Annotated in this window: 12 protein-coding genes; 5 read left to right on the forward strand and 7 right to left on the reverse strand. The window is 63.5% G+C overall.

The features are described 5' to 3' along the window. Positions 1–19 precede the first annotated feature (19 nt). The 6 genes from I8746_RS00870 to putP all read right to left on the reverse strand — a co-directional run bounded on the left by I8746_RS00870 (position 20) and on the right by putP (position 7801). Entirely contained in the window at positions 20–1423 is a 1404-nt protein-coding gene (locus tag I8746_RS00870) for a PIG-L deacetylase family protein (RefSeq protein ID WP_041168539.1), read from the reverse strand. Next, the gene (locus tag I8746_RS00875) at positions 1420–2316 is read right to left on the reverse strand and encodes an antimicrobial resistance protein Mig-14 (RefSeq protein ID WP_012053880.1); all 897 of its coding nucleotides are present in this window, start codon (positions 2314–2316) and stop codon (positions 1420–1422) included. The genes I8746_RS00870 and I8746_RS00875 overlap by 4 nt, the downstream gene beginning before the upstream one ends. After that, positions 2316–3446 (reverse strand): glycosyltransferase, encoded by a 1131-nt coding sequence (locus I8746_RS00880; protein ID WP_221099822.1) that lies wholly within the window; start codon positions 3444–3446, stop codon positions 2316–2318. The genes I8746_RS00875 and I8746_RS00880 overlap by 1 nt, the downstream gene beginning before the upstream one ends. Continuing rightward, positions 3430–5187, reverse strand: coding sequence for a carbamoyltransferase (locus I8746_RS00885; RefSeq protein ID WP_003249431.1), 1758 nt, complete (start codon positions 5185–5187; stop codon positions 3430–3432). Before I8746_RS00885 ends, I8746_RS00880 begins: the two co-directional genes overlap by 17 nt. A gap of 192 nt (positions 5188–5379) precedes the next feature. Beyond that, on the reverse strand, positions 5380–6216 hold the full coding sequence (locus I8746_RS00890) for a 23S rRNA (adenine(2030)-N(6))-methyltransferase RlmJ (RefSeq protein WP_221099824.1): 837 nt from the start codon (positions 6214–6216) through the stop codon (positions 5380–5382). Positions 6217–6322: 106 nt separating this feature from the next. Next, complete coding sequence (gene putP / locus I8746_RS00895) at positions 6323–7801, reverse strand: sodium/proline symporter PutP (RefSeq protein ID WP_088513307.1); 1479 nt, start codon at positions 7799–7801, stop codon at positions 6323–6325. Between the two features lie 355 nt (positions 7802–8156). On the opposite strand from putP, the gene putA reads away from it, so the two are divergent. Next, complete coding sequence (putA, locus tag I8746_RS00900; RefSeq protein ID WP_003249419.1) at positions 8157–12110, forward strand: trifunctional transcriptional regulator/proline dehydrogenase/L-glutamate gamma-semialdehyde dehydrogenase; 3954 nt, start codon at positions 8157–8159, stop codon at positions 12108–12110. Between the two features lie 535 nt (positions 12111–12645). On the opposite strand, the gene I8746_RS00905 is transcribed toward putA, so the two are convergent. Beyond that, positions 12646–13329, reverse strand: coding sequence for a hypothetical protein (locus I8746_RS00905; RefSeq protein WP_221099827.1), 684 nt, complete (start codon positions 13327–13329; stop codon positions 12646–12648). Between the two features lie 141 nt (positions 13330–13470). Between I8746_RS00905 and I8746_RS00910 the strand changes: the two genes are divergently transcribed. The 4 genes from I8746_RS00910 (at position 13471) to mdtD (ending at position 19603) form a co-directional block, all read left to right on the forward strand. Further along, entirely contained in the window at positions 13471–15273 is a 1803-nt protein-coding gene (locus I8746_RS00910) for an acyl-CoA dehydrogenase (protein WP_088513290.1), read from the forward strand. A 31-nt stretch (positions 15274–15304) separates the two neighbouring features. Then, positions 15305–16747 (forward strand): TldD/PmbA family protein, encoded by a 1443-nt coding sequence (locus tag I8746_RS00915; protein ID WP_088513291.1) that lies wholly within the window; start codon positions 15305–15307, stop codon positions 16745–16747. Beyond that, positions 16747–18066 (forward strand): TldD/PmbA family protein, encoded by a 1320-nt coding sequence (locus tag I8746_RS00920; RefSeq protein ID WP_221099829.1) that lies wholly within the window; start codon positions 16747–16749, stop codon positions 18064–18066. The genes I8746_RS00915 and I8746_RS00920 overlap by 1 nt, the downstream gene beginning before the upstream one ends. A 109-nt stretch (positions 18067–18175) precedes the next feature. Beyond that, complete coding sequence (gene mdtD, locus I8746_RS00925; protein ID WP_003249408.1) at positions 18176–19603, forward strand: multidrug transporter subunit MdtD; 1428 nt, start codon at positions 18176–18178, stop codon at positions 19601–19603. Positions 19604–19650: the final 47 nt, after the last annotated feature.

The raw sequence follows: 19650 nt of genomic DNA on the forward strand, positions 1-19650 counted from the left end.
GGTCAACCATGGGGCGTGCTTACAGCTCACGCCGCCAGAACAGTTCGTGCCGGCGCACGGCCTTGCGGAAGAATTCGTTCTCCCCAAAAGGCGATGGCTGTCGCCCGGCAAGCCAGCGTTGCAGCAGACGGCGCAGGCGGCGCTTGAACGGTGCCGCCGGCTGCAGGTCGTGCATCATGCCCAGGGCCATGGCCTTGTCGCGCTGGGTCGCGCAGTCCAGCACCAGGCTGCAGGGCGCCCAGGCCTGGGCAGCGCTCAATTGCGGCGGCAAAGCCACGCCATCGCCACTGTCGCCCATCGGCCAGCGGTCGTTATCGTGCAGGTGGTTGGCGTAGCACAGCAAGGTTTGTGGCTGCCAGGCCATACCTTGCAAGGCTTCCAGCACCGCCGCCTGAGCGCAGATATGGTCCGGATGGGGGTCTAGCTGCGGGTGCGGCATCACCAGGACTTCTGGCTTGGCCCGCTCCAGCAAGGCTCGCAGGTCGGCCAGCAGGTTGTGCCAGGTGGGTGCGCCATCACGGTCGCCCGGTAACGGGAACGGGTTGAACTGGCGGAACACGCGGATATCGGCCAGGTCGGCTTCACGTGAGGCCGCTGGCTGGTCGGGGGCGGCCTGCATGGCAGGCAGCTGCAGGCAAAAGTAGCCCAGCTGTATGCAATGCGACTCCGGCACCCCGGCCCAACGCGGCACGGCGATGCTGTCCCAGGCACGCAGGCGCCCCTTCAACCGCGCGGCCTCGGCCTTTGCCAGGCCCATCTGCTGGTAGTGCTCGGCCTCTATCTCACCGGCGGTCAGGGTCACCACCCAGCTTTCGTCGGCCTGGCTGTACAAACCATACGCGGCCAACTCGGCGTCGTCGGCATGTGGCGCGATCACCATCACTCGGCGCCGCTGCAGCTCGACCGAGGGGGTTATCCACAGACGCAGCTGACCCTGCAGCCGGCAATGCCGGCCGCGCAGTCGCAACGTACCGGCCTGCAGTGGCGCAGCAAGGCCGGTCAGGTTAAGGAAGCGCACCCCATCGACGCCACGCTCGAACGTTTGCCGATCGGCCTGTTCGCCAGCCAGCAGCTCGACCCGAGGGTCGAGAAAGCGCCCCAACCAGCTGCTCTTTAGCCGCAGCTCAAGCACCAGGGTTTCGTTGCCCTGCAACGTGCAATCAGCCTTGAGCCAGCCATCGTGCAGGCTGGCAGGAACCTGCCGCACCTGATCGCCGAAGTCGTAGGCATAGTCCTCACCCGGTGCATAGAACAGGTGGTCGGCAAACCAGGCCTCATGGGCAGCCCAGAGCAGCGGCAACAACAGCAGTGGCAACCACCACCAGCTGAATACACCGAGGGCGACCAGCGCAACCAGGCCCGCCAGCAGCCCTAGGCGTTTGTTGCGCCGGTGGCGCTTGAGCAACTGCTGCTTGCGGCTCACGCTTGATACACCGGCACAGGGTTGCACCAGCGGTCCTTGTACTCACGGTCAGCACGGCCGAACGAGAACCGCAGCGGCTTGTTGCGCGCCCGGGCATCTTCCCAGGCGGCCTGGGTATTGAGGAAGCTCAGCACGCTGCCTGGGCTGAAGGCCTTGGTTTCAGGGTCGACGCCGCCATTGATGTACTCGACGCTAATCCATTCCGGCGCTTCGACTCGGTACACCAGCTGAATGGCAATCGGTTTACCGTCCAGCAGCAGCACCGAGCCGATCAGCAGCTCGCGCAAGCGGCCCAGCACATCGGCCATACGCTCGGCACCGGTGGCAGGGAACCCCCAGCGGCGCAGGAACAGGTCGCAGTACATGCTGGCGATTTCCTGAGCACTGAAGTCGCTGATCGGGCGTACCACACCACCCGCCTCTTCCAGCAGGCGAAGTTCACGGCGCTGGTTGTAGCGGAACTTCTTCGACAGGTCTTCAGGCGCCCGGGCCATGGCCAACTGCTCCTTCTGCGCCTTGAGGCCGCTGAAGCGGCCCTGGTTCAGTTCGGACAGGTAACGCATTGTATGGCGCAACGGCGCAGCGGCATCAGACGCCGCCGGCAGAATGATCTCGGCATTACCGAGGTCGAACAGGGCCTTCTTGCCAGCACGCTTCAGCACGTCCTTGGACAGCGCCAGGTGACGCCCCCAGGCCGGGATGGCGGCTTTCAGCTCGCCAGCCTGGTGCCAGCCCAGGTAACGCACCGGGATCTGTGCCAGGTCCGCCAATTGCTCGACCACCAGCGGATGGGTGGCAACACTGCCGCCAAAGCGCGCCCACGCCTGGGCATAAGCCTTGGCATCGATAGCTTGCCAACCGCGTTCGCGGAAGGCCTGGATACGATTGAGCATCAGGCCTGCCCCACCAACGCGCGCACCTGCGGGAGTTGCCAGAAGGCCTCGCGCACCGCCTGGTCAGAGAAACGCTCATTCAGGCGCTGCAGCATGTGCCTGGCACAGGCCTGGCGCTGCTCAGCGTCCAGTACAGCCATGTGCTTCAGGCCCTGAGCCAGCTGCGCGGCGTCGCCCAGCGGGAACAGCACGCCAACGCCCTCGACCACTTCGCGGGCACCACCACAGGCCGTGGCCAACACCGGTACACCGGCAACCATCGCTTCGAGCAGGACCATGCCGAACGGCTCGTGATCGGAACTCAACGCGAACACGTCGAAAGCCTGGAAATAACGGCGCGCATCCGGTACCTGGCCAAGAAAGTCGACTTGCCCGGCAATACCAAGTTCGGCGGCCAACGCCTTGAGCTTGGCCTCCAGGCGCCCCTTGCCGAGGATTGCCAGGCGGGCGCCAGCCGGCAGCCCCGGCAATGCCTGGGCAAAACCGCGCAACAGGGTGGCCTGGTCCTTGTCCGGGTGCAGGCGCCCAACATTGCCGACGATCCACGCCTGAGCATCCAGGCCCAAGGCCTGGCGTGCGTCAGCGCGCGGCACCAGGGCTGCTTGCAGGGCGTCGATGTCGATGCGGTTGTACAGGGTCTGGATGCGTTCGGCCGGCCACTGCGGCAAGCAACGGCGCATATCGTCACGTACCGCGTCCGAAACACCCAGCAGGCTCAGACGCTTGCTGAACAGGTTCGCGAACAGGCGGCGGCCTTTGCGCTGGTAGTCGCCAAAGGCATGGTGCACACCAATCACCGGCAGGCCGGTCCCCAGCAGGGCAACGTAGATCGGCTTGAAGCGATGGGCGATGCAGAAAGCGAAATTGCGCTCGGCCGCAAGGCGCCGCAATGCGCGGATGGCGCCGAGTTTCAGGCCACGCACGGCCTTGGAGCTGAACTCAAGGAACAGCACCTCGTCCGACGCACAGCCAGCCGCCACCTGCGCGTCGGCGGCGCCGGTGAGGAACACCGTAGTCACCCGGTACCCACGCCCCTGAAACAGGCTGGCGTACTGACGGGCGCAGTCCAGGAACGGCCCGTCATAGCCATGGCAGAACTGCAGGATGCGCGGTTCAGAGCGGCTGGTCATACGGGGCCGCGCCGTCCTTCACAACCAGGATGTCTTCCATGATCAGGTACTGCAGGTCCGAGCCGAAGAACATGTTCAGGGCATCGGTCGGCGAGCAGATCATCGGTTCACCACGACGGTTCAGCGAGGTGTTCAGCGACACGCCGTTGCCCGTCAGGTCTTCCAATGCCTTCATCATGTCGTAGTAGCGCGGGTTGTACTCGCGCTTGAGCACCTGGGCACGCGAAGTGCCGTCCTCGTGCACCACTTCCGGCACGCGGGTTTTCCACTCTTCAGCGACTTCGAAGGTGAAGGTCATGAACGGCGCGGGATGGTCGACCTTGATCATCTGCGGGGCGACAGTGTCGAGCATCGACGGGCAGAAAGGTCTCCAGCGTTCACGGAACTTGATCTGGTGGTTGATGCGGTCAGCCACGCCTTCCACGCTTGGGCAGCCGATGATCGATCGGCCACCCAGGGCACGCGGCCCGAACTCCATGCGGCCCTGGAACCAGGCAACCGGGTTGCCATCGACCATGATCTGGGCGATCTGCTGCGGCATGTTCTCGAGTTTGCGCCACTTTGGCTGGTTCGGGTGACGGGCGCAGGCGGCGATCACGTCTTCGTTGGAGTACGACGGGCCGAGGTAGACGTGCTCCATTTTCTCGACCGGAACGCCACGGGCGTGGGAAACATAGGCAGCGGCGCCAACGGCAGTCCCGGCGTCGCCGGAGGCCGGCTGAACGAACAGCTCTTTCACGTCCGGACGGGCGATGATCTTCTGGTTGAGCTTGACGTTCAGCGCGCAGCCGCCGGCGAAGGCCAGCTTGCCGGTTTCACGCAGGGTGTCGCCCAGGTAATGGTCGATCATCTGCAGCGCCAGTTTCTCGAACAGCGCCTGCATGCTGGCGGCGTAATGGATGTACGGCTCGTCGGCGATGTCGCCTTCGCGCTTGGGGCCCAGCCATTCGATCAGCTTTGGCGAGAAGTAGAAGCCCTTGCCCTTCTCTTTGTAACGGCGCAGGCCGATAACGTTGGCGTACTCGGTATTGATGACCAACTCGCCGTTTTCGAAGCTGGCCAGACGCGAGAAATCATACTTGCTGGCGTCGCCATACGGCGCCATGCCCATGACCTTGAACTCGCCATCGAGCATTTCGAAGCCCAGGAACTCGGTGATGGCACCGTAAAGGCCACCCAGCGAGTCCGGGTCGAAGAATTCCTTGATCTTGTGGATCTTGCCGTTTTCGCCGTAGCCAAAGAAGGTGGTGGCGTACTCGCCCTTGCCGTCGATGCCGAGGATTGCGGTTTTTTCCTTGAAACCCGAGCAATGATAAGCACTGGAAGCGTGGGCCAGGTGGTGCTCGACCGGCTCGATCTTGACCTTTTTCGGGTCGAAGCCCAGTTGCTCCAGGCACCAGACGATCTTCTTGCGATAGCGCTTGTAACGACGGTTGCCCATCAGGATGGCATCGAGTGCACGATCCGGGGCGTACCAATAGCGCTTGGCATAGTGCCACCGCGCCTTGCCGAACAGGCTGATCGGGGCGAACGGGATGGCTACCACGTCGACGTCGGACGGCTTGATGCCTGCCTGTTCCAGGCAGAACTTCGCCGACTCGTAGGGCATGCGGTTCTTCGCATGCTTGTCACGCACGAAGCGCTCTTCTTCGGCGGCGGCAATCAGCTTGCCGTCAATGTACAGGGCCGCGGAAGGGTCATGGCTAAGGGCGCCGGACAGGCCAAGAATCGTCAATGCCAAGGGATTAGCCTCTTCATTCGGTAAAAATGCGCCAGCGGCCTCTTGGGCGGATGGCGGCTAAAGGGCGGGATTATAACGCAAACATTGGAGGCACACCGCCCCCTTGTAGGAGCGGGTTCACCCGCGAAGCAGGCAACGCGGTGGATGGCACCGGCGTAGCCGGTGTTCGCGGGAAAACCCGCGCCTACAGGTTTACTCGGCGATCAGCCAGTCCATGCGGTAACTACCGGCGGTCTGTGCCAGCTCTTTGGCCAGCCATGGCAGCAGCTCCTTGAGTTCATCCTCCAGCCCCCATGGTGGGTTGGCAATGGCCAGGCCCGAACCATTCAGGCCCTGCGGGCTGTCCTGGTGATGCACATACAGCTCGACCCGCAGCAGCTTTGGCGCGCCGGTGCTGGTCAGGTCCTGGTAGTAGCGGGTCAGCGAGCGCTGGTCCTTGATCGGGTACCAGATGGCCGCAACGGTCTGGCGCATGCGGCCGATCGCCTCTTTCATGGCCGTGGTGCAGCGCTTGAGCTCATCGGCCTGCTCGAACGGCGGGTCGATCAGCATGATCGCGCGCTTTTCCTGCACCGGCAGCAAGGCCCGCGGCACATGCCAGCCTTCACCCAGGTGCACGGTCACGCGCGGGTCTTTTTTCATGTTTTCTTTAAGGAGCGGCCCGTCTTCGGGGTGCTTCTCGTTGAGCAGGGCGCGATCCTGCTGGCGCATCAGGCGACGGGCCAATTCGGGCGACCCCGGGTAGTAGCGCAGTTCGCCATCGGCATTCAGGCGCTTGATGATGCGCAGGTAGTCGCCGGCCATGGCCGGTAGGTCATCGCGATTCCACAGGCGGGCTACGCCTTCCAGGTACTCGCCGGTACGGCTTGCCTGGTCGCCCTGCAGGTCGTACAGGCCGAGCCCTGCGTGGGTATCGATATAGGCGAACGGCTGCTCCTTGCGCGACATCAGGGCGATGAGGCGGGTCAGCACGATGTGTTTGAGGACGTCGGCGTGGTTGCCGGCGTGGAAGGCGTGACGATAGTTCATGGCAACTCCTGCGAAGGCGGCAAGTTTACCTTGCCTTGCAGGCGGAGTCAGGCCTGGCTGCTGATTGGCGGCACCCGCAAAGCAGGCGCCGCCAATTCAACGGGTGTTACTTGTCGGCGTGATACGCCGCATCAGCCGCTTCGAAGCGCTTGACCATCGCCTGCGAAGGGCTGCCCAGCTTGCTCACCAGAACAATGGCGATGCTGGCGAACAGGAAGCCCGGGATGATTTCGTACAACCCGAGGGTGTCGAAGTTCTTCCACAGGATCACCGTCAGCGCACCCACCACGATACCGGCCAGCGCACCGTTACGGGTCATGCCTTTCCACAGCACCGAAATCAGCACCACCGGGCCGAAGGCGGCACCGAAGCCAGCCCAGGCATAGGCCACCAGGCCCAGCACGCGGTTTTCCGGGTTGGCGGCCATGGCGATGGCGATCAGGGCCACGGCCAGCACCATCAGACGGCCGACCCACACCAGTTCGACCTGCGAAGCATTCTTGCGCAGGAAGGCTTTGTAGAAGTCTTCGGTCAGGGCGCTGGAGCACACCAGCAGCTGGCAGCTCAGGGTACTCATGACTGCGGCCAGGATGGCCGACAGCAGGACACCCGCAATCCATGGGTTGAACAGGATCTTGGCCAGCTCGATGAACACACGTTCGTGGTTCTCGCTAACCGGGCCTGCCAGTTCAGGATGAGCCGAGAAGTAGGCGATGCCGAAGAAGCCAACGGCGCAGGTACCCGCCAGGCACAGGATCATCCAGGTCATGGAAATGCGGCGCGCCTTGGCGATGGACTTCACCGAATCAGCGGCCATGAAGCGCGCCAGGATATGCGGCTGGCCGAAGTAACCCAGGCCCCAGCCCATCAGCGAGATGATGCCGATGAAGGTGGCACCTTTGAGCATGTCGAAGTTCGCCGGGTTCACCGCCTCGATAGCGGCGAAGGTCTGGTCGAAGCCACCGGTGGAGATCAGCACGATTACCGGGGTCAGGATCAGCGCGAAGATCATCAGCGAAGCCTGTACGGTATCGGTCCAGCTCACCGCCAGGAAGCCACCCACGAAGGTGTAGGCGATGGTCGCCGCTGCACCAGCCCACAAAGCGGTTTCGTACGACATGCCGAAGGTGCTCTCGAACAGACGGGCACCGGCCACGATGCCGGAGGCACAGTAGATGGTGAAGAACACCAGGATGACGATGGCGGAAATGATACGCAGCAGCCCGGTATTGTCTTCGAAACGGCTGGAGAAGTAGTCCGGCAGGGTCAGCGCGTCACCGTTGTGCTCGGTCTGCACGCGCAGCCGGCCGGCCACGAACAGCCAGTTCAGGTAGGCACCCACCGTCAGACCGATAGCGATCCAGGCCTCGGACAGGCCCGCGAAGTAGATGGCACCGGGCAGGCCCATCAGCAGCCAGCCACTCATGTCGGAGGCACCGGCAGACAGCGCGGTAACCACGCTACCGAGGCTGCGACCGCCCAGAATGTAATCGGAAAGGTTGTTGGTAGCGCGATAGGCGGCGAAGCCGATCAGCACCATTGCTGCGATGTAGATCACGAAGGTGATCGTTAGTGGATTGCCCATGCGTGTGCCCTGGCGTTTGTTTTTATCATGCGCAACCACAGCGATGGCGGTTGCACCCAGGCGGCGAATGCTATGCAACAACGCAAAGAAGGTGCAACCATTTTTCTTTTGCAAGTTGCACCTGCCCGTGCATTTTCCGACAAAGCCCGTTTCTTGCTCCTTCCGGGAGCAAAAAACCGCTTTTTCAGAATAAATCGCACCGAAAACGCCCCTTTTCAGGGTATGGGAATAGCTGTCGGACGAGTTGCACCTTCCACACGAAAAATTAGGGTTGCACCTGGTTGCACCCGAATTGTCCTACAGATACTCTTGACGCCAGCTTAGGCCACAACCGTGGCAATAACGAGGATAAGAAATGGCGACTACCACCCTTGGGGTCAAACTCGACGACCCGACCCGTGAGCGACTCAAAGCAGCTGCGCAGTCCATTGACCGCACGCCGCACTGGTTGATCAAGCAAGCGATCTTCAACTATCTGGAGAAGCTCGAGGGTGGCGCCACCCTGACCGAACTCAACGGTCATGTCAGCAACCTGGCCGACGATGCCGGTGAAGTCCAGGCCGACCACAGCCACCAGTGCTTCCTCGAATTTGCCGAAAGCATCTTGCCGCAGTCGGTACTGCGCTCGGCGATCACCGCTGCCTACCGCCGACCGGAGCAGGAAGTGGTGCCGATGCTGCTGGAGCAGGCGCGCCTGAGCGCGCCACTGGCCGAAGCCACCAACAAGCTGGCCGCGGGCATTGCCGAAAAGCTGCGCAATCAGAAAAGCGCCGGCGGCCGTGCCGGTATCGTCCAGGGCCTGCTGCAGGAATTCTCGCTGTCGTCTCAGGAAGGCGTGGCGCTGATGTGCCTGGCCGAAGCCCTGCTGCGTATCCCCGACAAAGGTACCCGTGATGCGCTGATCCGCGACAAGATCAGTACCGGCAACTGGCAGCCGCACCTGGGCAACAGCCCGTCACTGTTCGTCAACGCCGCCACCTGGGGGCTGCTGCTGACCGGCAAGCTGGTCAGCACCCATAACGAAACCGGCCTCACCTCCTCGCTCACCCGCATCATCGGCAAGAGCGGCGAACCGATGATCCGCAAGGGCGTCGACATGGCCATGCGCCTGATGGGTGAGCAGTTCGTCACCGGCGAGACCATTGCCGAAGCCCTGGCCAACGCCAGCCGTTTCGAGGCCAAAGGCTTCCGTTACTCCTACGACATGCTCGGCGAAGCCGCACTGACCGAGCACGACGCGCAGAAGTACCTGGCGTCCTACGAGCAAGCCATCCACTCGATCGGCAAGGCCTCGCATGGCCGTGGCATCTATGAAGGCCCAGGTATCTCGATCAAGCTGTCGGCACTGCACCCGCGCTACAGCCGCGCCCAGTACGAGCGCGTGATGGAGGAGCTGTACCCGCGCCTGCTGTCGCTGACCCTGCTGGCCAAGCAGTACGACATCGGCCTTAACATCGACGCCGAAGAAGCCGACCGCCTGGAGCTTTCGCTGGACCTGCTCGAACGCCTGTGCTTCGAGCCATCCCTGGCTGGCTGGAACGGCATCGGCTTCGTTATCCAGGCCTACCAGAAGCGCTGCCCGTACGTGATCGACTACGTCATCGATCTGGCCAAGCGGAGCCGCCACCGCCTGATGATCCGCCTGGTAAAAGGCGCCTACTGGGACAGCGAGATCAAGCGTGCCCAGGTCGAAGGCCTGGAAGGCTACCCGGTCTATACCCGCAAGGTGTACACCGACGTGTCCTACGTCGCCTGCGCCCGCAAGCTGCTGGCCGTGCCAGAAGCCATCTACCCGCAGTTCGCCACCCACAACGCCCACACCCTGTCGGCCATCTACCACATTGCCGGGCAGAACTATTACCCGGGCCAGTACGAGTTCCAGTGCCTGCACGGCATGGGCGAGCCGCTGTACGAGCAAGTGGTCGGCAAGATTGCCGATGGCAAGCTGAACCGCCCGTGCCGCGTGTATGCACCGGTCGGCACCCATGAAACGCTGCTGGCCTACCTGGTGCGCCGCCTGCTGGAAAACGGCGCGAACACCTCGTTCGTCAACCGCATTGCCGACCACTCGATTTCCATCCAGGAACTGGTCGCCGACCCGGTGGCCAGCATCGAGCGCATGGGTACCCAGGAAGGCAGTATCGGCCTGCCGCACCCACGCATTCCCCTGCCGCGCGACCTGTATGGCACCGAACGGGCCAACTCGGCCGGTATCGACATGGCCAACGAACACCGCCTGGCATCGCTGTCCTGCGCCATGCTGGCCACCGCTCACAATGACTGGAAGGCTGCCCCGCTACTGGCCTGCGCCGCCAGCGAGAGCGCAGCCGCACCGGTGCTGAACCCGGCTGACCACCGCGACGTCGTCGGCCATGTGCAGGAGGCCACCGTTGCCGACGTGGACAACGCCATCCAGTGCGCACTGAACGCCGCACCGATCTGGCAGGCCACCCCGCCAGCCGAGCGTGCTGCCATTCTGGAGCGCACCGCCGACCTGATGGAGGCCGAGATCCAGCCGCTGATGGGCCTGCTCATCCGCGAGGCCGGCAAGACGTTCGCCAACGCCATTGCCGAAGTGCGTGAAGCCGTGGACTTCCTGCGCTACTACGCGGTGCAAGCACGTAACGACTTCAGCAACGACGCCCACCGCCCACTGGGCCCTGTGGTGTGCATCAGCCCATGGAACTTCCCGCTGGCGATCTTCACCGGCCAGGTGGCCGCAGCCCTGGCTGCCGGCAACCCGGTACTGGCCAAGCCTGCCGAGCAAACCCCACTGATCGCCGCCCAGGCCGTGCGCCTGCTGCTGGAAGCTGGCATCCCAGAAGGCGTGCTGCAGCTGCTGCCTGGCCGCGGTGAAACCGTCGGAGCCGGCCTGGTCGGGGACGAACGCGTCAAAGGTGTGATGTTCACCGGCTCCACTGAAGTGGCCCGCCTGCTGCAGCGCAACGTCGCTGGCCGTCTGGACAACCAGGGCCGCCCGATCCCGCTGATCGCCGAAACCGGCGGCCAGAACGCGATGATCGTCGACTCCTCGGCACTGACCGAACAGGTCGTGATCGACGTGGTGTCCTCGGCCTTCGACAGTGCCGGCCAGCGTTGCTCGGCCCTGCGCGTACTGTGCCTGCAGGAAGACTCCGCCGACCGCGTAATCGAAATGCTCAAGGGCGCCATGGCTGAAAGCCGCCTGGGCTGCCCGGACCGCCTGGCCGTGGACATCGGCCCGGTGATCGATGCCGAAGCCAAGGCCGGCATCGAGAAGCACATCCAGGGCATGCGCGAGAAAGGCCGCCCGGTCTACCAAGTCGCCATTGCCGATGCTGCAGAGATCAAGCGCGGCACCTTCGTCATGCCAACCCTGATCGAGCTGGACAGCTTCGACGAGCTGAAGCGCGAAATCTTCGGCCCCGTGCTGCACGTGGTGCGCTACAACCGCCGCAATCTGGACCAGTTGATCGAGCAGATCAACAACTCCGGCTACGGCCTGACCCTCGGCGTGCACACCCGTATCGACGAGACCATCGCCAAGGTGGTGGAAACCGCCAACGCCGGCAACATGTACGTCAACCGCAACATTGTGGGTGCAGTGGTGGGCGTGCAGCCGTTCGGTGGTGAAGGCCTGTCGGGTACCGGCCCGAAAGCCGGCGGCCCGCTGTACCTCTACCGCCTGCTGTCGACCCGCCCGGCCGACGCCATCGGCCGCCACTTCCAGCAGCAGGACGGCGAAGGCAAGCCGGATCGCACCCTGCACGAACAGCTGGTCAAACCACTGCACGGCCTGAAGGCCTGGGCCGAGAACAACCAGCTGGCCGACCTGGCCGCGCTGTGCAGCCAGTTCGCCAGCCAGTCGCAGAGCGGCATCGCCCGCCTGCTGCCTGGCCCGACCGGCGAGCGCAACAGCTACACCATTCTGCCGCGTGAGCACGTGCTGTGCCTGGCCGACAACGAAACCGACCTGCTGGCGCAGTTCGCCGCAGTACTGGCCGTTGGCAGCTCGGCGGTGTGGGTTGACGGTGAACCGGGCAAGGCCCTGCGCGCCCGCCTGCCGCGTGAGCTGCAGGCCAAGGTGAAGCTGGTCGCGGACTGGAACAAGGATGAAGTAGCGTTCGACGCCGTGATCCACCATGGCGACTCGGACCAGCTGCGCGGCGTATGCCAGCAGGTGGCCAAGCGAGCCGGGGCGATCGTTGGGGTGCACGGGCTGTCCAGCGGTGATCACCAGATTGCGCTGGAGCGCCTGGTCATCGAGCGCGCGGTGAGCGTGAACACTGCGGCGGCGGGTGGTAACGCCAGCCTGATGACCATTGGCTAATGGCTGAGGGTTGTTGAAGAAGAAGGAGAGCCTCGGCTCTCCTTTTTTATGCGTGCATGTCCTGAAGCAGGGGCTGGTCTAACAGGTGCTCACCAGAACGTGGTCATGCCAACGGTGACTTGGTGTCTTCTGTTGTTACCGTTTATCCCCTGGAGATTCTCGGCTGCCTGGGCCGGTCCTTTCGCGGGTAAACCCGCCCCTATACACATGCACAGGCCGTCGTGTAGGAGCGGGTTCACCCGCGAAGAGGCCGGACCTGCCGGCCAGTTTCTACCCGTCGTTCACCGTTGCCGCCACCACCGTATTCGCGGGTAAACCCGCTCCTACACCGGATCAGTGCCGGACACACATCGGGGGTTGGACACAGGCCGCTGTAGGGTTTACCCGCGAAAGGCCCCGTCCAGACAGACCTATCAAAAAAGCCTTGCAGCAGGCTTCTACCCAGCATCGTATTGTCTTCAAGGCAAGTGGAAACGCGGGGTGGATCGGGGACTATCCGGAGCTCCCCTCAGACAGAGCTCCGGCCAAAAATTGCTCAAACCATTGGTGAAAGCGCAATCAAAGCAAACAGCTGTGCTGCCATAAGCGCAATACCCAGCAGCATCCAAAGCCAATTGGCCAGCGTGAACCGGCTGTTGGCCTTCCCTTCTTTGTCACCCGCACTGAAATTGATGCCCTTCTGCATGAACACCAGAATGATCAGCCAAGCTGCCTGAATGGCTAAGCCTGCAAAATAGGCCGGCCACAGTTGGCCTTCCAACACGACGCTGGCAGCCACCCAGACAACGCAAAAACCGTAATAGCCCAGCGTGAGCCCCAGGATCGACCACGGATAGGTTTTACCTGAGTCGCGAATATGGTCATTTACCCTTCTCAATAATGGATAGATGAAGAACACTGCAAAAGCGCTTCGCCAGAACGGACTTACGCGCTCTCCCGTTTTCTCTCTATGCAGACTCCAACTTTGATAGAAGCAATAAACCCAGTAGAAGCCCAAGGTAAAGAAAGTCATTACACCAAATTTCATGGGTGAGACTACGAAGAAGGGAACCTGGTTGCCGTTGGCCTCAGCCAAGTCACCGTGGTGGGCATCACTCATCTGAAACGTTTCCTTGTGAACACCAAAACGCACATTCAAGGCCAACTGATATTCGATCCGCAGCAGTCCATTTCCGATCGGGATTGTGGGAAACGTCTCTATATTCTCCCGAGCAGGCATTACACGATCTGACCTTGCGTGGTTTCACCAATAATCGGCAGGCTTCCCGGCGTTCTCAACCCATATCACGCAAACCTATTAACCTGTCCCCAGTCTCACCACGCTCCTACACTCGCAGCATCCCGCCTCAGGACCGCCACCATGCCCGAGACCTTGCTCAGCCCCCGCAACCTCGCCTTCGAGCTCTACGAAGTCCTCGACGCCGAAGCCCTGACCCAACGCCCGCGCTTCGCCGAGCACAGCCGTGAAACCTTCGATGCGGCACTGACCACCGCCCGCACCATCGCCGAAAAGTATTTCGCCCCGCACAACCGCAAGGCCGACGAAAACGAGCCACGCTACGTGGACGGCCGCGCCGAGCTGATTCCCGAGGTGAAGCCCGCCGTCGATGCCTTCCTCGAAGCCGGCTTCCTCAACGCCAACCGGGACTTCGAGGTCGGCGGCATGCAGCTGCCCAGCCTGGTCTCGCAAGCCTGCTTCGCCCACTTCCAGGCCGCCAACGCCGGCACCACGGCCTACCCGTTCCTGACCATGGGCGCGGCCAACCTGATCGAGAGCTTCGGCTCCGATGAACAGAAGCGCCTGTTCCTGCAACCGATGATCGAGGGCCGCTACTTCGGCACCATGGCGCTGACCGAACCCCACGCCGGCTCGTCGCTGGCCGACATCCGCACCCGCGCCGAACCAGCAGGCGACGGCAGCTACCGGCTCAAAGGCAACAAGATCTTCATTTCCGGCGGCGACCACGAACTGTCGGAAAACATCGTGCACATGGTGCTGGCCAAGCTTCCGGACGCCCCGCCCGGGGTCAAGGGCATTTCGCTGTTCATCGTGCCCAAGTACCACGTAAACCCGGACGGCAGCCGTGGCCCGCGCAACGATGTGCTGCTGGCCGGGCTGTTCCACAAGATGGGCTGGCGCGGCACCACCTCGACCGCGCTGAACTTCGGCGACAATGGCCAGTGCGTCGGCTATCTGGTCGGCCAGCCGCACCAAGGCCTGGCCTGCATGTTCCAGATGATGAACGAGGCGCGGATAGGCGTAGGCATGGGCGCGGTGATGCTGGGTTACGCCGGCTACCTTTACTCCCTGGAATACGCTCGCCAGCGGCCGCAGGGCAGGCGGCCAGACAACAAGGACCCACACAGCCCGGCGGTGCCGATCATCGAGCACACGGATGTGAAGCGCATGCTTCTGGCGCAGAAGGCCTACGTAGAAGGCGCCTTTGACCTGGGCCTGTACGCCGCGCGCCTGTTCGACGACACCCATACGGCCGCTGACGAAAACACCCGCAAGCTGGCGCAGGACCTGCTCGACCTGCTGACCCCGATCGTCAAATCCTGGCCCTCGGCGTTCTGCCTCAAGGCCAACGAATTGGCGATCCAGATTCTTGGCGGCCACGGCTACACCCGCGAATACCCGGTGGAGCAGTACTACCGTGACAACCGCTTGAACCCGATCCACGAAGGTACCGAGGGTATCCAGTCGCTCGATCTGCTCGGTCGCAAGCTGGCACAGCACAATGGTGCCGGCCTCAAGCAGCTGATCCGCCTGATCGCCACCACCTGCGAACGTGCCAGCCATCACCCGAACCTTGACCCACTGCGTCAGCCGCTGGAGCAACTGGCCAACCGCCTGCAGGGGGTCACCCTGGTCCTGCTCGGTGACCTCGCCCACGGCAAAGTCGCTGGTGCCTTGGCCAACTCTGCCTTGTACCTCAAGGCCTTCGGCCACTGCGTGATCGGCTGGCGCTGGTTGGAGCAGGCGGTTCACGCCGAACTTGGTCTGCTCAAGGGAACCGCTGCTGATCGCGACTTCTACCTCGGCAAGCTGCAAGCTGCGCGTTATTTCCTGACCTGGGAAGTACCGGGCTGCCATAATGAGCTGGCATTGCTCGAGGCACACGACGATACCTGCCTCGGCATGCAAGACGGGTGGTTCTAGGGGGAGCCACCGTGTACACGGAGGCATCCGCATGTTCGATTCCAGCGCCCTGCTGCGCCAGCGCTTTGCTGCGCTGCGCAGTACGGCCGAGTTGTTTTCCCTGCGCCATGTGAAACAGTCTCACCAGGCGCTTTCGGTACGCCGCAACGTCGCCGAACCGCCCTTCTTCAGCCAGGATGAGGGCGCCATGCTCACCGTGCGGGTCAATGGCGTGGAGGCCTACGCTGCCACCGCCGACCTGTCCCAGGCTGGCCTGCAGCGCGCGCTTGAGCAAGCCGAGGCGCTGGCGCGGCAGATCGCCCGGCACAGCCTGCTGGACCTGCGCGAACACGCCGTGACCAGTGCACGCCACGACCATGTTTCGCCCAACTTCGACCAACCCGTACCCAGCCTCGCCGACTGCCTTGGCCTGCTCGCCGCCGAATCGGCCAGCGTGCCCAGGGACAGCCGTTTGGTGGACTGGCAGGCCAGCCTGGGGCTGAGCCTGGTCGAGCAAACCTACCTGAACTCGGCCGGCGCCGAACTGCGCCATGCCCAGCGCTTCCTGTTCCCGGGCATGGGGGTGACCGCCAGCGACGGCCAGGACAGCCAAAGCCGCAGCCTGGGCCGCGACAACTTCGGCCAACAGGGTGGTTTCGAGATCATCGAGCGCTGCGGCCTGGTCGGCGCGGCCAGTCGGGTGGCCGACGAAGCACTGCAACTGCTGCTGGCACCGAACACCCCCAGTGGCCCGCGTGACCTGCTGTTGATGCCGGACCAGATGATGCTGCAGATTCACGAATCCATCGGCCACCCGCTGGAGATGGACCGCATTCTCGGCGACGAGCGCAACTACGCCGGCACCAGCTTCGTCAAAGCCAGCGACTTCGGCCACCTGCAGTACGGCTCCAGCCTGCTGAACGTGACCTTCGACCCGACCATTGGCGAAGAGCTGGCCAGCTACAGTCATGACGACGACGGCACCCCGGCCAGCAAAGCATTCCTGATACGCGGCGGCCTGCTGCTGCGCCCGCTGGGTGGCGCGCTGTCGCAGTTCCGCTCTGGCCTGGACGGCGTGGCCAACAGCCGTGCCTGCGGCTGGAACCGCGCGCCGATCGACCGCATGGCCAACCTCAACATCGAGCCGGGCGACCAGTCTTTCGAGCAACTGGTCGGAGGCATCGAGCAGGGCATCCTGATGCGTACCAACCGTTCCTGGTCCATCGACGATGCGCGCAACAAGTTCCAGTTCGGCTGCGAATGGGGCCAGTTGATTGAAAATGGCGAGCTCAAGGGCATCGTCAAGAACCCCAACTACCGCGGCATCTCCGCGCAGTTCTGGCGCAACCTGTCGGCGGTTGGCGACCACAGTACTTTCCAGGTGCTGGGCACGCCCAACTGTGGCAAGGGCGAACCCAATCAGGTGGTGCGGGTCGGCCACGCCTCGCCGGCCTGTGTGTTCCGCCAGATCGATGTATTCGGAGGAGACGCCTGATGAAGCACGCTTTCGAAACCCTGGTCGGGGAGGTGCACGCCGCCCTTCAGGCGGGCGAGCAGTTCACCCTCGGTTACAGTGCCGAGCAATCGCAGTTCGTGCGTTTCAACCATGCCAAGGTGCGACAGGCCGGCGAAGTCAGCCAGGCCAGCGCGCAACTGCGGCTGGTGCGCGATGGGCGCCAGGCGGAGCAGCAGGTGACCTTGAGTGGCGACGTGCAACTGGATCGCCAGCGCCTGAACGTTGCGCTCGAGCAGCTGCGCCAGACCTTGCCGCTGCTGGCACTCGACCCTTACCTGCGCCTGGACGAAAACGCCTGGCACAGCCATAGCCTGCAGGAACACCCCCTGCCCGCACTGAACGAAGTACTGGCCCTGCTCGAGCGTGAAGCAGGTGACCTGGACCTGGTCGGCATCTACGCCGCCGGCCCGGTCTGCCGCGGCTTCGCCAGCTCGTTCGGCGCCTTCGGCTGGCACCAGGCCAACAGTTTCAACGTCGACTGGAGCCTGTTCCACGATAATGGCCAGGCAGTGAAGGCCAACTATGCCGGCCAGGCCTGGAGTGCCGACGACTTCGCCGCACGCCTGCGCCAAGCACGAGAGCAGTTGGGTTTCCTCGGCCGCCCGGCAGTTACCCTCAAGCCCGGCACCTACCGCGCCTACCTTGCACCTGCGGCCATGGACGAAGTCGCCGGCATGTTGTGCTGGGGCGGCTTTTCCGCGCAGGCCCTGGCCACTGGCAACAGCGCTCTGCAGCGCCTGTACAACGGCGATGCACGGCTCAGCCCGCTGGTCAGTTTTACCGAGCAGGTCAGCGGCTCGCTTAGCCCGGCGTTTTCCGATGAAGGTGCGCCGCGCCTGGATGTGCCGCTGATCCAGCAAGGCGAGGCCCGGCAGCGGTTGATCAGTGCGCGCAGTGCGGCCGAGTTCGAGCTGCAGGCCAATGGCGCCGACGGCTACGAATCGCCCTGTGCGCTCAGCCTGGCGCCGGGCAGTCTGGCCAGTGCGCAGATCCTTGAGCGTCTAGGCACCGGGCTGTACATCAGCAACCTGTGGTACCTGAACTACTCAGACCTGCCAGCGGCGCGCATGACCGGGCTGACCCGCTTCGCCACTTTCTGGGTAGAAGACGGGCAGATCCAGGGGCCGGTGAGTACCATGCGCTTCGATGACAGCCTGTACAGCTTGCTGGGCAGCCAGCTGGAGGACCTGACCCAGGAGCGCGAGATGATTCTGTCGACCAGTACTTATGGACAGCGCAGTACCGGGTCGAGTCATTTGCCCGGAGCACTGGTCAAAGGCCTGACCCTGACATTGTGACTGGACTTGCCGGCCCTTTCGCGGCTAAAGCCGCGCCTACAAGGAACGCGTAACCCTTGTAGGAGCGGCTTTAGCCGCGAAAGGGCCGGCACTGACAAACGAGGACGTCATGCCCGAACGCACCCCGCTGGACCCCGTCACCGCCCGCTGGATCCCTTGGGTGGTGGCCATCGCCTTCTTCATGCAGTCCCTGGACGGCACCATCCTCAACACGGCGCTGCCGGCCATGGCCCGCTCGTTGGCCGAAGACCCCTTGCGCATGCAAGGTGTGATCATTGCCTACATGCTCACCGTGGCCCTGCTGATCCCTGCCTCAGGCTGGATCGCCGACCGTTTCGGCACCAAGCGCATCTTCTTCAGCGCTATCTTGCTGTTCAGCTTTGGCTCGCTGCTGTGCGCCGCAGCCAACAGCCTTGGCTTCCTGATCTTCGCCCGCGTGGTGCAGGGGCTGGGCGGTGCGCTGATGCTGCCGGTCGGGCGGCTGGTGGTGCTGCGCGCCTACCCACGCAGCGAGCTGGTGCGGATCATGAGTTTCATCACCATCCCCGGCCTGCTCGGGCCATTGCTGGGCCCAACGGTCGGTGGCTGGCTGGTGGAAATCCTCAGCTGGCACTGGATCTTCCTGCTCAACCTGCCTGTCGGCCTGCTTGGCTGCATTGCCGTGTGGAAGTTCATCCCGGACTTGCGCGGCGCCGAGCGCACCACCTTCGACGGCCCTGGTTTCCTGCTGTTCGGCGCAGCGATGGTACTGATCACCATTGCCATGGAAGGCCTGGGCGAGCTGCACCTGCCGCACTTGCGGGTAATGTTGCTGCTGTTCGCTGGCATGGCCTGCCTGGCCGCGTACTGGCTGCGCGCCGGGCGCGACCCGGAGCCGCTGTTCTCGCCAAGCCTGTTCCGCGTGCGCACCTTCGCCATCGGCATCCTCGGTAACCTGTTCGCCCGCCTGGGCAGCGGCGCGCTGCCGTTCCTGGTGCCGTTGCTGCTGCAGGTTGCGCTGGGCTACTCACCCGCCCAGGCAGGCATGAGCATGATCCCGCTGGCGGCGGCGGCCATGCTGGCCAAATCCATTGCCCGACCGCTGATCGAACGGTTCGGCTATCGCATCATCCTCACCGGTAATACCTTGCTGCTGGGCATCCTGCTGGCAAGCCTGGGCCTGGTGGACGAGCAGACCCCTTATTGGCTGCTGTTGGTGCAACTTGGCCTTCTGGGGGCAGTGAACTCCATGCAGTTCACTGCGATGAACACAGTGACGCTCATCGATCTCGACGACGCCAGCGCCAGCAGCGGTAACAGCCTGCTGTCGGTGGTCGCGCAACTGTCGCTGAGCCTGGGTGTGGCCTGCGCCGGCGCACTGTTGGGCGGCTTTACTGCGGCAGGCAGCGCCGAGGGCGTGGAAACCACCCTGGGCGCGTTCCAGCTGACCTTCGTCACCATCGGCGTAATGGCCATGCTGGCAGCGGCGATCTTCCTGCAGCTGGCGCCGACGGACGGAAGGCGTGCCCGTCGTCCGGAACAACACATGGAGTCGTAGGGCGAATGGCCACGAGGCTGGTAGACTATGCGGCATTTTTCGCTTCG

The organism is Pseudomonas sp. USTB-Z (assembly GCF_019691255.1).
GTDB lineage: Bacteria > Pseudomonadota > Gammaproteobacteria > Pseudomonadales > Pseudomonadaceae > Aquipseudomonas > Aquipseudomonas alloputida.

What these genes read in the sequence shown, in the direction of transcription:
- I8746_RS00890 (WP_221099824.1), bottom strand. Translation starts at nt 6,216, where the DNA reads ATGAACTATCGTCACGCCTTCCACGCCGGCAACCACGCCGACGTCCTC.
- I8746_RS00905 (WP_221099827.1), bottom strand. Translation starts at nt 13,329, where the DNA reads ATGCCTGCTCGGGAGAATATAGAGACGTTTCCCACAATCCCGATCGGA.
- I8746_RS00920 (WP_221099829.1), top strand. Translation starts at nt 16,747, where the DNA reads ATGAAGCACGCTTTCGAAACCCTGGTCGGGGAGGTGCACGCCGCCCTT.
- mdtD (WP_003249408.1), top strand. Translation starts at nt 18,176, where the DNA reads ATGCCCGAACGCACCCCGCTGGACCCCGTCACCGCCCGCTGGATCCCT.
- putA (WP_003249419.1), top strand. Translation starts at nt 8,157, where the DNA reads ATGGCGACTACCACCCTTGGGGTCAAACTCGACGACCCGACCCGTGAG.
- I8746_RS00880 (WP_221099822.1), bottom strand. Translation starts at nt 3,446, where the DNA reads ATGACCAGCCGCTCTGAACCGCGCATCCTGCAGTTCTGCCATGGCTAT.
- I8746_RS00875 (WP_012053880.1), bottom strand. Translation starts at nt 2,316, where the DNA reads ATGCTCAATCGTATCCAGGCCTTCCGCGAACGCGGTTGGCAAGCTATC.
- I8746_RS00915 (WP_088513291.1), top strand. Translation starts at nt 15,305, where the DNA reads ATGTTCGATTCCAGCGCCCTGCTGCGCCAGCGCTTTGCTGCGCTGCGC.
- I8746_RS00910 (WP_088513290.1), top strand. Translation starts at nt 13,471, where the DNA reads ATGCCCGAGACCTTGCTCAGCCCCCGCAACCTCGCCTTCGAGCTCTAC.
- putP (WP_088513307.1), bottom strand. Translation starts at nt 7,801, where the DNA reads ATGGGCAATCCACTAACGATCACCTTCGTGATCTACATCGCAGCAATG.